The sequence below is a fragment of the Nocardia violaceofusca NBRC 14427 genome, assembly GCF_963869435.1.
Classification (GTDB): Bacteria; Actinomycetota; Actinomycetes; order Mycobacteriales; family Mycobacteriaceae; genus Nocardia; species Nocardia aobensis.
In genome coordinates this window covers 32769-46232 of sequence record NZ_CAWMPM010000021.1, presented here as the reverse complement: position 1 = coordinate 46232, position 13464 = coordinate 32769, and the positions used below count along the sequence as shown (strand labels likewise).

General features: G+C 67.9%; 12 protein-coding genes and 1 tRNA gene. 7 read left to right on the top strand and 6 right to left on the bottom strand.

Annotated features, from left to right (window positions below; all coding sequences use genetic code 11):
• Positions 1-94: 94 nt before the first annotated feature.
• Positions 95-1177 (bottom strand): isocitrate/isopropylmalate dehydrogenase family protein, encoded by a 1083-nt coding sequence (locus AC5592_RS16925; protein WP_232329399.1) that lies wholly within the window; start codon positions 1175-1177, stop codon positions 95-97.
• 121 nt (positions 1178-1298) lie between these two features.
• Here AC5592_RS16925 and AC5592_RS16920 point away from each other — a divergent pair, with 121 nt between their 5' ends.
• Both AC5592_RS16920 and trxA read left to right on the top strand, forming a co-directional pair.
• Positions 1299-1868: a 2'-5' RNA ligase family protein gene (locus tag AC5592_RS16920; protein WP_232329398.1), complete on the top strand. Its 570-nt coding sequence runs from the start codon at positions 1299-1301 to the stop codon at positions 1866-1868.
• A 76-nt stretch (positions 1869-1944) separates the two neighbouring features.
• A complete protein-coding gene (gene trxA, locus AC5592_RS16915; protein WP_062998952.1) occupies positions 1945-2310 on the top strand; it encodes a thioredoxin in 366 nt (121 codons plus the stop codon).
• A 90-nt stretch (positions 2311-2400) separates the two neighbouring features.
• On the opposite strand, the gene AC5592_RS16910 is transcribed toward trxA, so the two are convergent.
• From AC5592_RS16910 to AC5592_RS16900, 3 genes are all read right to left on the bottom strand, one after another.
• Complete coding sequence (locus tag AC5592_RS16910; protein ID WP_036500539.1) at positions 2401-2829, bottom strand: 2-isopropylmalate synthase; 429 nt, start codon at positions 2827-2829, stop codon at positions 2401-2403.
• 591 nt (positions 2830-3420) lie between these two features.
• Positions 3421-6231, bottom strand: a complete 2811-nt coding sequence (gene polA, locus AC5592_RS16905) for a DNA polymerase I (RefSeq protein ID WP_083870722.1) — start codon at positions 6229-6231, stop codon at positions 3421-3423.
• 169 nt (positions 6232-6400) lie between these two features.
• A complete protein-coding gene (locus AC5592_RS16900) occupies positions 6401-7027 on the bottom strand; it encodes an ANTAR domain-containing response regulator (RefSeq protein ID WP_036500534.1) in 627 nt (208 codons plus the stop codon).
• A 197-nt stretch (positions 7028-7224) separates the two neighbouring features.
• Here AC5592_RS16900 and AC5592_RS16895 point away from each other — a divergent pair.
• The 5 genes from AC5592_RS16895 (at position 7225) to AC5592_RS16875 (ending at position 11023) form a co-directional block, all read left to right on the top strand.
• A tRNA-Leu gene (locus AC5592_RS16895) sits at positions 7225-7311 on the top strand.
• 325 nt (positions 7312-7636) lie between these two features.
• Complete coding sequence (locus tag AC5592_RS16890) at positions 7637-9055, top strand: DUF1254 domain-containing protein (RefSeq protein ID WP_232329397.1); 1419 nt, start codon at positions 7637-7639, stop codon at positions 9053-9055.
• Between the two features lie 97 nt (positions 9056-9152).
• Positions 9153-9734: a phenylacetaldoxime dehydratase family protein gene (locus tag AC5592_RS16885; protein ID WP_063064788.1), complete on the top strand. Its 582-nt coding sequence runs from the start codon at positions 9153-9155 to the stop codon at positions 9732-9734.
• Positions 9735-9881: 147 nt separating this feature from the next.
• Positions 9882-10511: an arsenate reductase/protein-tyrosine-phosphatase family protein gene (locus AC5592_RS16880; RefSeq protein WP_063064787.1), complete on the top strand. Its 630-nt coding sequence runs from the start codon at positions 9882-9884 to the stop codon at positions 10509-10511.
• Between the two features lie 107 nt (positions 10512-10618).
• Positions 10619-11023 (top strand): hypothetical protein, encoded by a 405-nt coding sequence (locus tag AC5592_RS16875; protein ID WP_036500529.1) that lies wholly within the window; start codon positions 10619-10621, stop codon positions 11021-11023.
• 11 nt (positions 11024-11034) lie between these two features.
• On the opposite strand, the gene AC5592_RS16870 is transcribed toward AC5592_RS16875, so the two are convergent.
• Together AC5592_RS16870 and pyk are read right to left on the bottom strand one after the other, a co-directional pair.
• Positions 11035-11943: an acyl-CoA thioesterase gene (locus tag AC5592_RS16870; RefSeq protein WP_051024518.1), complete on the bottom strand. Its 909-nt coding sequence runs from the start codon at positions 11941-11943 to the stop codon at positions 11035-11037.
• A gap of 1 nt (position 11944) precedes the next feature.
• On the bottom strand, positions 11945-13366 hold the full coding sequence (gene pyk, locus AC5592_RS16865; protein WP_083870718.1) for a pyruvate kinase: 1422 nt from the start codon (positions 13364-13366) through the stop codon (positions 11945-11947).
• Positions 13367-13464 lie beyond the last annotated feature (98 nt).

The window sequence follows — 13464 nt, the reverse complement described above, 5'->3', positions numbered from 1 at the left end:
GCCATTCGAAAATCTAGGCGATCGGCACGGGATGCGCCGGTCGGTTACCGAAGGTTAATGCGCGCCGCGACCGGCGGCAGGGGTACACGCCGATTCACCGGCGATGCACCCGCGCCCGGACCTGCTCGGTGAATTCACTGGTCGAGGCCAGTCCGCCGAGGTCGGCGGTGGCGATGCCGGCCGCCAGGGTCGCCGCCACCGCACGCTCGATCCGGTCGCCGGCGCCGAGCAGCGCCGGATCGCCGTCACGGGCGCCCAGCCAGCGCAGCAGCATCGCGGCCGACAGTTGCAGGGCACCCGGATTCGCCCGGTTGCGTCCCGCCAGCGCGGGAGCCGCGCCGTGCACCGCCTGCGCCATCGCCTTGTCGGCCGAGCAGTTCAGCGAGGCCGCCAGGCCCAGCGAACCGGCGAGTTCCCCCGCGAGGTCGGAAAGTATGTCGCCGAACAGGTTCTCGGTCACCAGGACGTCGTAGTCACCGGGCGCCCGGACCAGATGGGCCGCCGCGGCGTCGACATGTTCGTCGTCGACCTCGACGCCCGAGTACCCGGCGGCCACCTCCGAACACACGTCGCGGAACAGACCCATCGTCATCGGCAGCACATTCGCCTTGTGCACGATCGTCAACCGGCCGCGCCGGGCCGCCGCGAGCGCGCAGGCCTGATGCGCGATGCGTGCGCAGGCGGCTCGGGTGATCACGGCCACGGCCATCGCCACATCGGCGGTGGGCCGGAATTCGCCCGAACCGGCGAACATGTTGCGGTCGGCGTAGAAGCCCTCGCTGTTCTCGCGCACGATCACCAGATCGATGTCCTGCGCGGCCGCCCGCACGCCCGGAAAGGTCCGAGCCGGGCGGATATTCGCGTACAGGCCGAAGCGTTTGCGGATCGCCCCGCCCGGCGGAGCCCCGATGCGGTGATGCGGCGCGTAGGAGACGTTGTCGTGCGGACCGAGAATCCAGGCGTCGAGGTCGGCGAGAGCGGACAACGTGGTCTCCGGGAGGGGTTCCCCGCATTCGGCGATGGCCGCATGCCCGATCGGCAGTTCGACCCATTCCGGCGTCGGCGCGCCGGCCGCGGCGAGCGCCTCGTCCACCACTGCCCGGGTCGCCTGTACCACCTCCGGTCCGATGCCGTCGCCCTCGATCAGCCCGAGCCGCACCACCCGCCGCGAATCCACCGCGTTCACTCCTCTGCTCGCACCCCGTCCCGGCCGGTCCGCAGCCCGGCACACCGGGTCACCCTATGGGGTGGCGCGTCACCGAGCCCACCGCGGGCCCTGGACCGCCGGCCGAAGTCGGGTGATCGACGCACCGCACGCGATCCCCGCGCGTAAGTTGGCCCGCATCATGGTGCAGTCGGTGGAACTGGTACTCGACGAGGCGGCGGAGGCCGAGATTCGCCGGCAGTGGCGCATGCTGGCCGAGGCCGGAATGCACAGTCCCACACCGGAACACCGGCCGCACATCACCGTCGCGGTCGCCCGCGAGATCTGGCCCCGGCTGGACCGGACGCTGGCCGCCCTCCCGTTCCGCCCGCTCCCGATCCGGCTGGGCGGGCTGCTGATATTCGGCGCCCGCCATCCCATTCTGGTACGGCTGGTGGTGCCCACCGAGGACCTGCTGACGATGCAACGGCGCATCGCGGCGGTCGTCGACGGCTGCCCCGGCGTTCCGGCGAACATGTGCCCGGACGCGTGGACCCCGCACGTGACGCTGGCACGGCGGCTGAGATCGGAGCACTGGCCCGCGGCGATCGAGGCGGTGGCCGCCGAACGGGATTTTGCGGCTACCGTGGTGGGTATTCGGCGGTGGGACGGTGATCGGCGGATCGAGTGGCCGATCGCCCCAGGGGGTGAGGCCCACGGTTGAGCCGCGGACGCCGGCCGCACGGAAGATATGCGCAGCGTCCCGCGTTGCACCGCAGACAACGACACGAGAGGAACCCATGGCCACCCAGACCCTGACCGCGCAGAACTTCGACGAGATTGTGACCGGAAACGACGTCGTCCTCGTCGATTTCTGGGCCGATTGGTGCGGGCCCTGCAAGGCGTTCGCGCCCACTTTCGAGGCGTCCTCGGAACAGCATCCCGATGTCGTCCACGGCAAGGTCGACACCGAGGCCGAGCAGAGCCTCGCCGCCGCCGCCAACATCCGCTCCATCCCCACGATCATGGCCTTCCGCGAGGGTGTCCTGGTCTTCGCGCAGCCGGGCGCACTGCCGCCGGCCGCGCTCGAGGATCTGGTCTCCCAGGTGAAGGCGCTCGATATGGAAGAGGTGCGCAAGCAGCTCGCCGAACAGCAGCAGAGCTGACCCGCCCGAACCGGTGCCGCATCCCGATTCCTCACGAAACGGGATGCGGCACCGGCGTTTTCGCGTGTCGGCTCGGTTGCCGAGCTGGGCTCAGTTCCCGAGTTTGTTGATGCCGGCGATCATGGCCCGGACGGTCGACTCCGGCCCGTCTCCGGCGAGCGCGGCGCCCCAGCCTCGGCGGCCGTTGCATTCGCACTGCACGAAGGTGGCGGTGCCGCTGCCGGTACGCCGCTGGTGGAACTGCAGAATCTCCACCGGATAGCCCTCGTCGTAGAGCGCCGAGGTCAGCGCGGCGACCGGGCTACCGGCGGACACCACGGTCCGCGCATGTCCGGCCAGTTCGATGGTGGCGGTATAGGTCGCCCGCTGTTCGGCCCGCGCCCAGTCGCTGAGCTTGACCGGGCCGGTGTGCGCACAGTAGCGGTCGTAGAACTCCGCGGGCGTCAGGTCGGCGGATTCGGCGCGCAGCCCCTTGGGCGCGGCCGCGATGAAGTCATGTGTATCGATAGTGATCGTCATTGGACTAGGTCTTCCCGAAGCTTTGTCGTTGGTCGGATGACAGAGGGGACCAGCGCAAACACTTGTCAACGGCCGCAGCGAGGGGGCCGGTCCGAATCAGCTCCCGCTACGGCGAGGTACTACGAGAAGTCGCGCCGCAGCCACCATCGCGGTAAGCGGAAGGAGCACCACGCGGTCGCGGTCGGCGACGTTGCGCGCGGCGCTGTGGCTTGCGGCGGGATTCGGCACGGCTTCGAGAATATGGACTCGTCGCGACGATGGCAACAATATTGCGGCGGAACCAACGAGTAACTTCGTCACATTTTCGAGTGAACGGTATGCCAACGGACAGTGCCGTGGTGGGCGCCGCATTCGCCCAGGCCACAGCGGGTCCACAGGATGTGACACGGACAGGTTCGGCGTGTCGTCACCGGGGTTGCGCGGATTTGTCCCACCGCAACAGATAGCGCCGGAACACCAGTCGGCGCACCCGCGCCCGGCAGGATGCCGCGCGCCCGCCGGGCGACCTCGCGCGTGGTGGGTGGCGGATCGCGGACATCCTCGTCCGCGGCGCGGGATGCCGTGCGAGACCGGGCTCGCTCCAAGCCCTGATCAGTGCGCGGCGGAGTCCCAGCTGCGGCCCACGCCGACGGAGACCTCGAGCGGCACCGACAGGTCGATGGCGCTCGACATCTGTTCGCGGGCAAGTGATTCCAGTGCCTCCCGCTCACCCGCGGCGACCTCGAAGACGAGTTCGTCGTGGATCTGCAACAGCATGCGCGAACGCAGGCCCGCCTCCGCGATGGCGGCCTGGGTGTTGATCATCGCGACCTTGATGATGTCGGCGGCGGTGCCCTGGATGGGCGCGTTGAGCGCCATCCGCTCGGCGGCCTCGCGACGCTGGCGGTTGCTGGAATCCAGGTCGGGCAGGTAGCGGCGACGGCCGAACAGCGTCTCCGTGTAGCCGACCTTGCGCGCCTGATCGACCGCGTCGCGCAGATAGTCACGAATCGCGCCGAAACGGGAGAAATAGACCTCCATCTGCGCCTTCGCCTCCTCGGCGCTGATCCGCAGTTGCTGCGAGAGCCCGTACGCGGACAAACCGTAGGCCAGGCCGTAGGACATCGCCTTGATCCGGCGGCGCATCTCCGGGTGCACATCGGCGATCGGGATGTCGAAGGCCTTGGACGCGACGAAGCTGTGCAGGTCTTCGCCGGAGTTGAACGCCTCGATCAGCCCGGCGTCCTTAGACAGGTGCGCCATGATCCGCATCTCGATCTGGCTGTAGTCCGCCGTCATCAGCGATTCGTAGCCGGGGCCGACGACGAAGGTGTCGCGAATGCGCCGGCCCGTGTCGGTGCGGATCGGGATGTTCTGCAGATTCGGCTCGGTCGAGGACAACCGGCCGGTGGCGGCGATGGTCTGGTTGAACGTGGTGTGGATGCGGCCGTCGTCGGCGACCGACTTCAGCAGCCCGTCCACGGTGACCTTGAGGCGGGTGGCGTCGCGGTGCGCCAGCAGATGTTCGAGGAAGGGATGTTGGGTCTTCTCGAACAGCGACTCGAGCGCGTCGGCGTCGGTGGTGTAACCGGTCTTGGTCCGCTTCGTCTTGGGCATATCCAGCTCGTCGAACAGCACCACCTGCAACTGTTTCGGCGAACCCAGGTTGATCTGCTTACCGATCACCTCGTAGGCGGCTTCCGCGGCCGAGGCCACCCGGTCGGCGAATTCACGCTGCAACCCGTCCAGTTTGTCGCAGTCGACGGCGATGCCGGCGTGCTCGAGTTCGGCCAGCACACCCAGCAGCGGCAGTTCCATCTCGGTGAGCAGCGGCACGGATTCGATGTGGTCGAGTTCGGTGTCGAACGCCTCGGCCAGATCCGCCACCGCGCGGGCGCGCAGGATCTCGGCCTGAGCCAGTTCGGTGTCGACCTGGTCCTCATCGTCGAGCAGCGACAGCTGGGCGTCCTCGGCGGCTTCGACCCGCAATTCCCGCGAGAGGTACCGCAACGACAGATCGTCGAGGTTGAAGGTGCGCTGTCCGGGGCGGACCAGATAGGCCGCGAGCGCGGTGTCGCTGGTGAGCCCGGCCAGCCGCCAGTTGCGCCCGCGCAGGGCGTGAATGGCCGCCTTGGCCTCGTGCACGGCCTTGGGGGTCTCGGCGTCGGCGAGCCAGCGACCGAGGGCGAGTTCGTCCTCGGGGGTCAGCGCGACCACGTCGAAGTAGCCGCCCTCCCCGTCGGCGGCGGCGATCGCGATCGCCTTCACATCACCCTGCACGGGCGTGGTCGTCCCCACGATCGAAACGCCGTGGCGTGCACCGGCTTTCGCATGCTCGGCCAGCCAGTCCGCGGCGGCGCCGGGCGCGACCGGGCCGCCGCTGATCTCGAAACCGCTCTCGGCCTCCGGCTCCGGCGGCGCCAGCGTCTCGAACAGCCGGTCCCGCAGCACCCGGAACTCGAGATCGTCGAACAGGCGGTGGATCTTGTCGCGATCCCACGGCTGCTGGGCCAGCTGCTCCGGGGTGTACGGCAGCGGAACATCCTTGACCATCTCGGTGAGCTGCCGGTTGAGCACCACGCTGGACAGGTTCGCGCGCAGTGCGTCGCCGACCTTGCCGCGCACCTCGTCGACCCGCTCGACCAGGGACGGCAGATCGCCGAATTCACGTATCCACTTGGTCGCCGTCTTCTCCCCCACGCCCGGAATGCCGGGCAGATTGTCACTCGGGTCGCCACGCAGGGCCGCGAAATCCGGATACTGGGCCGGGGTCAGGCCGTACTTCTCCTCGACCGCCTCCGGTGTGAACCGGGTGAGCTCGGAGACGCCCTTCTTCGGGTACAGCACGGTGACATCGGGATTGACCAGTTGCAGCGAATCCCGGTCGCCGGTGACGATCAGCACCCGGAAACCTTGCGGCACAGCCTGAGTCGCGAGGGTGGCGATGATGTCGTCGGCCTCGTAGCCCTCGATGGCCATCACCGGGATGCCGAGCGCGCCGAGCACCTCCTGGGTGATCTCCACCTGTCCGCGGAATTCGTCAGGAGTGGTGATGCGGTTGGCCTTGTACTCCGGATAGGCCTCGACCCGGAAGGTCTTCCGGCTGACGTCGAACGCGGCCGCCACATGGGTCGGCCGCTCGTCACGCAGCAGGTTGATCAGCATGGCGGTGAAGCCGTAGACGGCGTTGGTGGTCTGCCCGGTGACGGTCTTGAAGTTCTCCGCCGGTAGCGCGTAGAAGGCGCGGTAGGCCAGGGAATGGCCGTCCAGCAACAACAGCGTGGGACGCTCGCCGGGGGCACCCGCCACCGTACTGCCGGCTTTCGGCGCTGCCGCTGCGGCGGTGGTGGACGACACACTGCCCTGACGCTGATCGGTGGAGGCTGGAGTCACGGCACAGAGTCTAGGGACAAGCACCGACATCCCCGGCCACCGGGCACGGACCGGCATGTGTCGCGCTCGGATTCGCCCTCACCTATCTGCCCGCCGCTGTCACGCAGGCCACACCCGCCCCACGGACCGGCAGCTGTCTCGTGCCCACGCTCGACCGTCACGGGCCGGCACACGAGGCGCGGCCGGCCGCGAGCGGCGATCAGGACTTCGGCGCGAGATTGTCCAGGACGACCTCCGCGACCGCCTTCATGGTGGTGCGGCGATCCATCGCGGTGCGCTGGATCCACTTGAACGCCTGCGGTTCCGACAGTCCCTGCGTCTGCATCAGCACGCCCTTCGCGCGCTCGACCAGTTTGCGGGTCTCCAGGCGGTCGGACAGGTTCGCGACCTCCTGTTCCAGCGCCGAGATCTCGTGAAAACGGCTGGCCGCCAACTCGATCGCGGGCACCAGATCCGATTTGGTGAACGGCTTCACCAGATAGGCCATCGCACCCGCGTCACGCGCCCGCTCCACCAGGTCACGCTGGCTGAACGCGGTCAGGATCACCACGGGCGCAACACGTTTGGAGGCGATTTCGCCGGCGGCATCGATACCGTCGCGCCGCGGCATCTTCACGTCCATGATGACCAGATCGGGGCGCAGTTCCACGGCCAGGTCGACCGCCTGCTGGCCGTCACCGGCCTCGCCCACCACCTGGTAGCCCTCCTCGGAGAGCATCTCCACAAGGTCCATCCGGATGAGCGCCTCGTCCTCGGCCACCACGACACGCTTCGCGGCAGCCGGCGCGTCCTGCTTCGCGCCCGCGCCCCCTGCATTCGTTCCCATAGACAGACCCCTCGATATTCCGATGCCGATGCCCGATGTGCGCCTCCGGTCCCACCCTGTCACCGGCCACGCACAGCCGAGTGTCCTAAAGCGTACCGTTCAACTTCGCTCACAACCCATCTACCCAGCGGGAACCCGCCCGCGCGGGACCGATTCGGTAACCTGGGCACCCACCGGCTATCATTTCCTCCCGGTGCGCCGAGTTGGCGGAACTGGCAGACGCGACGGTCTCAAAAACCGTTGTCCTCACGGACGTGTGGGTTCGAGTCCCACACTCGGCACCAAGTCGGGCAGGTCCCGACGATTCTCCCGGCATCGGCCGATCGACCTCGATATGCGCCTCGACACCGACAGGCGGCGACGAGGGCGCCGGAGGCCGTGCGGAACAACATCTTCGAGGTGAGTCGCCTCCCCCGGACACGCAGGGTATCGGCCCGAGCCGCGAGGCATGCCGGTCGAAGCCGGTGACCGTGGTGCGCCTGGTCAGGACCGCCGTGCACGGTCGCCACCGCAGTTGTCGCATTTCACCTCATGCGGGTGAGGTGGTGCCCGCGATCTCGTTCGTATCTTGGCCGAAACGGAGACCACCAGCGGCGCCGAGGAGCGGACATGGCCGATTCGCACGATCAGTTGGCGGCGGCGTCGAACCGGATCGGTGTCCCCGACCGGGTGAAGACGCCCTTGGGAACCTTCGATTTCTTCGACGGCGTCCCGAAACCGGAATCGCTCACCGCGCTGTACGAGGGCCTGGATTTCCTGCGCGGAGTCGAGGTCTTCCTCAACGCGGTACCGGGCGCCTCCCTGGTCGCCATGCGGCGCGGGTTGCGCAGTGTCGGCATCGACGGTGTGTCGACCATGGCGATCACCGAACCGCGCGCGAACTCCGGCAGCTTCTTCCTCACCCCGAACACCGAAACCACGTACGGCACTTCGTTCTTCGATCTGCGTGGCGGGCCGGTCGTGATCGAACCACCCACCGACTCGCTCTGTGTGGTCGACGACTTCTGGTTCCGCTATGTCGCCGATATGGGCATCGCCGGCCCCGATCACGGGCAGGGCGGGAAATACCTGTTCCTGCCGCCGGGCTACGACGGCACCGTCCCCGACGGGTATTTCACCTACCGGCCGCCGACCTACACCAACTGGGCGGTGTTGCGCGCCCTCGGCGGCGTGGAGGCGATCCGGCAGGCCCGCGTCTACCGTCTCGCCGACGCCGACGCCCCACCGGAGATGGCGTTCGTCAACGTCGCCGACCGGATCTTCAACACCGTCCACTCCAACGACTTCTCCTTCTACGAGGAGGTCGACGAACTGATCCAGGAAGAACCACCCGGCTCACTCGATCCCGAACGCGCCGGTCAGCTCGCCGCGATCGGAATCCGGCACGGCCACCCGTTCGCCCCCGGCCCGCGCCTGCGCGCGATTCTCGACACGGCCGCCCGCACCGCGGCCGGGATCAGCCGGGCGCTCGTCTACTTCCCCCGCGACACCGACGGCCTCGTCTTCGAGGACCGATCCTGGAAAGAAGCCTTCGTCGGCGGCAGCTACGAATTCCTGCGCGACGGGGCACGCCTGCTCGACGCGCGCACGCTGTTCCACTACGTCGCCACGGTCATCACCCCGGCCATGGCCCATGCCCGGCCCGGCGCCGGATCGGCCTACACCTACACCGCGCAGGACGCCGAGGGCCGGATCCTCGACGGCGGCAAACACTATCGGCTCGTCCTGCCGCCCGACCCGCCGGCGAAGAACTTCTGGTCGGTCGACATTTACGACACCCAGACCCGCTCCCTCCTGCAGACCGACAACCCCTACCCCAGCCTCATGAGCCTGTCCGGCACGGTCCGGACCGAATCCGACGGCTCGATCGTCCTCTGGTTCGGCCCCACCGCGCCCGACGGGCGGGAATCGAACTGGATCCAGACCCTGCCCGGCAAGAGCTGGTTTCCCATCCTGCGCCTCTACGGGCCGCTGCAACCGTGGTTCGACAAGGATTGGAAGCCCGGCGAAATCACCGAAACCCACTGACGAAACCGGCCGTACGAAATCGAACCGAATCGGTAGGACGGCCCGTGAATACGCGTAGGGTGGGGCACACGACCCCGGGCAGGAGGAGGTCGCGCGTATGCGGGTGAACCGGCTCACCGCTGATCTTTCGGGATATCCCGATCTGGTGGTGATCTATCTGGGGATGCGGGTGCGGACCCCGCGGGGGATGCTGCGTCTGCTCGGCCTCGGGCCGAAACTGTATCGCTCCCATCATGATCGGCCCGACGGGCTGCTGCGGCACGAGGACATCATCTGGTCGCTGTTCCCACCACACTGGGGCGCTCGCCAATACTGGCGTGACCTGGACAGCCTGGAGCGCTGGACCCGTTCCCAGCCGCACCGCGACTGGTGGCAGCGGTTCCTGCGCGACTCCGGCGGCACCGGATTCTGGCACGAGGCCTACTTCCTGCGCGGCGGCATCGACACCATGTACGACGATATGACCACGCCCACCGGCCTGGGCGCCGTCGCCCCGACGCGGGCGATGCGCGGACCGCTGTTCAGTGCGCGCGGCCGGGCCCACGACAACGCCGCCCGCGCCGGCGCGGACAGCGGGCACCTCGGTGCGGAGCCGACGGTCGCGCCCGTCGTCGAGGAAGCCTCCTACTATCGAAACGCTTCCGGCGCCGACGGTTCCGATGCGGACCGGCAGGCGTAGCCCCACATCCGTCGCGCAGCCGGTCAGCGAAAATCCGGCAAACGGTCGGACGCGACCCGCTACGGGCAGTTGAACATCGCGTAAAATCAGCGGTTTTCGGCCGTCCCCGGCTTCTGCCGCGGGGCGCGGCCACCTACCGTAGCAGTCATGCACGTCCTGTTCGTCTGCTCCGGCAACGTCTGCCGCTCGGTGATCGCCGAACGTCTGACCCGCGCCGTCGCCGCCGAACACGGTCTCGACGACCTGACCGCCGAGAGTGCCGGCACCCGCGCACTCGTCGGCTTCGGCGTCGATCCCCTTGCGGCACAGATCATCACGGGCCTCGGCGGCGATCCTGGCAACTTTTCAGCACGCAAGGTGAAGCAGGAGATGGTCGCGCGCGCGGATCTCGTGCTCGCGATGACCGAGCAGATCCGCGACCACATCATCGACCTGGTTCCGGATGCCCGGTCCCGGACCTTCACGCTGCTCGAGGCCTACCGGGTGGCGAAGGTCTCCGGCGCTCGCACGATCGCCCACATCGACAGTGCCCGAAACGATCTCGCACTGGTGGGGCGGGAGAACATCGCCGACCCGGTCGGGCTGTCGAGCGAAAAGTACTGTGCCGTCGGCGATCGGATCGCCGAGACGCTGGTCCCGCTGCTGCTCGCGCTGCACGCTCATCGTGACCCGGGTCGCACGGAGTCCGGCCGGCCCCGGCTGGTCCTGCTACCCGGCGGGCGCATCGAGACCCCGCCGTGGGGTATCGAGCCCGTGCGAATCGGCCGTCACGCCTGAACAATCCGGCGCCGGGCATGCCGCTCTCCCGCGGATCGGGATCCGGGGTTAGACTCCCCGCGGAAACTGCCGACGCCGATGGTTCGACACCGGAACAGGACACAGACATGCCGAAACGAATTTCGGATGTTTCACTCCATGTTTACGTCACACCGGAAACGCTCGACCGCGTCGTGCACGCCGTGCGCTGCCTGGTCGACGACCACCTCGCCGAACACGATGTTTTCGCCTGGCGCTTCACCCTGCCCGTCGACGCCGATCAACCCGATCACACGGTGCTGGAGACCCAGTGGCGCCTGGAACACCCCCACCGCGACCCCGGCTCGCGGCGCACCTACGAGATCGCGCTCAGCCTGGTGGGCGATCCCGATCAGCTGACCGAATCCGGCCTGGCCGCACTCGAGCATCGACTGGTCCTCGGGATCGCCACCACCGCCGACGCCGTTCCCTACACGATTTCGGCTCTCCATCGCGACAGCTACGACTTCGACGAGAACCGCGAACGCCTCTAACCGCCGCTGGGCTATTTGCCGCGCGCCGGGAAGTGCCTGATCACGCCTTCCTGCACCACGGTGGCCAACAGCTCACCGGCCCGCGAGTAGAAGTGACCGGTGGCCAGACCGCGCGAACCGGCGGCCACCGGTGACTGCGTCGCGTACAGGGCCCAGTCGTCGAAGCGGAACGGACGGTGGAACCAGATCGAGTGGTTCACCGTGGCGGCCACGATCCGGTCGTGACCCCACGACAACCCGTGCGTGGTGATGATCGAATCCAGCACCGTGGTGTCGGACGAATACCCCAGCGTCGCAACGTGGATCAGCGGATCGTCGGGCAGTTCGCCGTCGGCCTTCATCCACACGCGGTTGTGGTTGAGGGTGCCGCCGGTGCCCTTGAGGATCCACGCCGGATCGTTGGTGTAGCGCATGTCGATCGGATGCGGCGCCTGCACGAACATCTGCAGTTTGTCCTCGAGCCCGGAAAAGGACTCCTCCACCCGGGGTAGCCCGTCCGGATCGGGCACCTGCGGCTGCGGGCTGGCGTGTTCCAGGCCCTTGGCCCAGTCCTGGAACGCCGCCAGCATCACGAACAGTTCCTGATCGCCCTGATACGCCGTCACCGTGCGATTGGCGAAGGCACGCCCGTCACGATGACGTTCGACCCGGTATTCGATCGGTTTGCGCACATCCCCGCCGCGCACGAAATGCGCGTTGACCGCATGCACCGGGCGCCCCGGCCCGACCGTGCGACCGGCCGCGATGATCGCCTGCGCCACCAGCTGGCCGCCGAAGGTGCGACTCCACACCTTCTCCGGATGGTGACCGAGGAAAACGTCCTCGCCGATCTCCTCGAGTTCGAGCAGGCCGAGCAGGACGGCGAGATCGCCCCCGCTCTCGCGGCCGGTGCCGACCGATTCGCCCAGTGATGCACTCACCTCAGTGGTCCTCCTCGCCGATGCGATGCACGTGGATCAGGTTCGTGGAGCCGACGGTTCCCGGCGGGGAACCGGCCACGATCACCACGAGGTCGCCCTTGGCGTAGCGATTCAGCGACAGCAGTTCCTTGTCGACCTGGCCGATCATCTCGTCGGTGGTACCGACCGGCGGGACGATGAAGGTTTCCACACCCCAGGTCAGCGCCAGCTGACTGCGCACATCCGGCAGCGGGGTGAACGCCAGCAGCGGCAGCGTGGTGTGCAGGCGTGCCAGCCGGCGCACGGTGTCACCGGATTGGGTGAACGCCACCAGCGCCTTGGCGTTGAGCCGCTCGCCGATGTCGCGGGCCGCATAGGAGATCACGCCGCGCTTGGTGCGCGGGACGTGGGTCAGCGGCGGCACCCGGGTCGAGGATTCGGATTCCACGGCGTGCACGATGCGCGCCATCGTGCGCACCGTCTCGATCGGATACTGGCCGACCGAGGTCTCACCGGAGAGCATGACCGCGTCCGCGCCGTCGAGCACGGCGTTGGCGACATCGGAGGCCTCGGCGCGGGTCGGGCGGGAGTTGCCGATCATCGACTCCAGCATCTGGGTGGCGACGATGACGGGTTTCGCGTTCTCCCTTGCCATCTGGATGGACCGCTTCTGCACCAGCGGCACCTGCTCGAGCGGCAGCTCGACGCCGAGGTCGCCACGGGCCACCATGATCGCGTCGAACGCGAGCACGATCGCCTCGAGATTGTCGATGGCTTCGGGCTTTTCGAGTTTGCCGATCACCGGCACCCGGCGGCCTACGCGATCCATGATGTCGTGGACCAGCTCGACGTCCGACGGCGACCGCACGAACGACAGGGCGATGAAGTCCACGCCCAGCCGCAGGGCGAATTCCAGATCCTCGATGTCCTTGTCGGACAACGCCGGAACCGAAACGTCCATTCCCGGCAGCGAGACGCCCTTGTTGTTGGAGACCGGACCACCCTCGGTCACACGGCACACCACGTCGTTGCCCTCGACGCGGATCACGGTCAGGCCGACCTTGCCGTCGTCGACGAGCAGCCGGTCACCGGCCTTGGCGTCCTCGGATAGTTGTTTGTAGGTGGTGGAGACGCGATCGTGGGTGCCTTCCACGTCGTCTACCGTGATCCGCACCTCCTCGCCCGTCGCCCACACGGTGCGGCCGTCGATGAATCGGCCCAAGCGGATCTTCGGTCCCTGCAGGTCGGCGAGAATGCCGACCGCACGGCCCATCTGCTCGGCGGCGTGCCGCACCTTGTGATAGTTCTCGGCGTGATCGGCGTGTTCTCCGTGACTGAAATTCAACCGGGCCACGTCCATGCCGCTGTCGACAAGTTCACGGATCCGGTCCTCGGTGGCGGTGGCCGGCCCGAGGGTGCACACAATCTTTGTCCGTCGCATCACGAGCCGAGCCTAGTCCTGCCGCAGCGGTGGCGCTGATCGGCACTCCCGCCACTGTCAATCGACGAAAATATGACGCACATCACATATTTCCCCGGCAT

Excerpts from the sequence above, each read along its gene's own strand:
- AC5592_RS16900 (WP_036500534.1), bottom strand. The coding sequence starts at position 7,027 with ATGGGAACGAATGCAGGGGGCGCGGGCGCGAAGCAGGACGCGCCGGCT.
- AC5592_RS16890 (WP_232329397.1), top strand. The coding sequence starts at position 7,637 with ATGGCCGATTCGCACGATCAGTTGGCGGCGGCGTCGAACCGGATCGGT.
- polA (WP_083870722.1), bottom strand. The coding sequence starts at position 6,231 with ATGTCGGTGCTTGTCCCTAGACTCTGTGCCGTGACTCCAGCCTCCACC.
- AC5592_RS16885 (WP_063064788.1), top strand. The coding sequence starts at position 9,153 with ATGCGGGTGAACCGGCTCACCGCTGATCTTTCGGGATATCCCGATCTG.
- AC5592_RS16880 (WP_063064787.1), top strand. The coding sequence starts at position 9,882 with ATGCACGTCCTGTTCGTCTGCTCCGGCAACGTCTGCCGCTCGGTGATC.
- AC5592_RS16910 (WP_036500539.1), bottom strand. The coding sequence starts at position 2,829 with ATGACGATCACTATCGATACACATGACTTCATCGCGGCCGCGCCCAAG.
- AC5592_RS16875 (WP_036500529.1), top strand. The coding sequence starts at position 10,619 with ATGCCGAAACGAATTTCGGATGTTTCACTCCATGTTTACGTCACACCG.
- trxA (WP_062998952.1), top strand. The coding sequence starts at position 1,945 with ATGGCCACCCAGACCCTGACCGCGCAGAACTTCGACGAGATTGTGACC.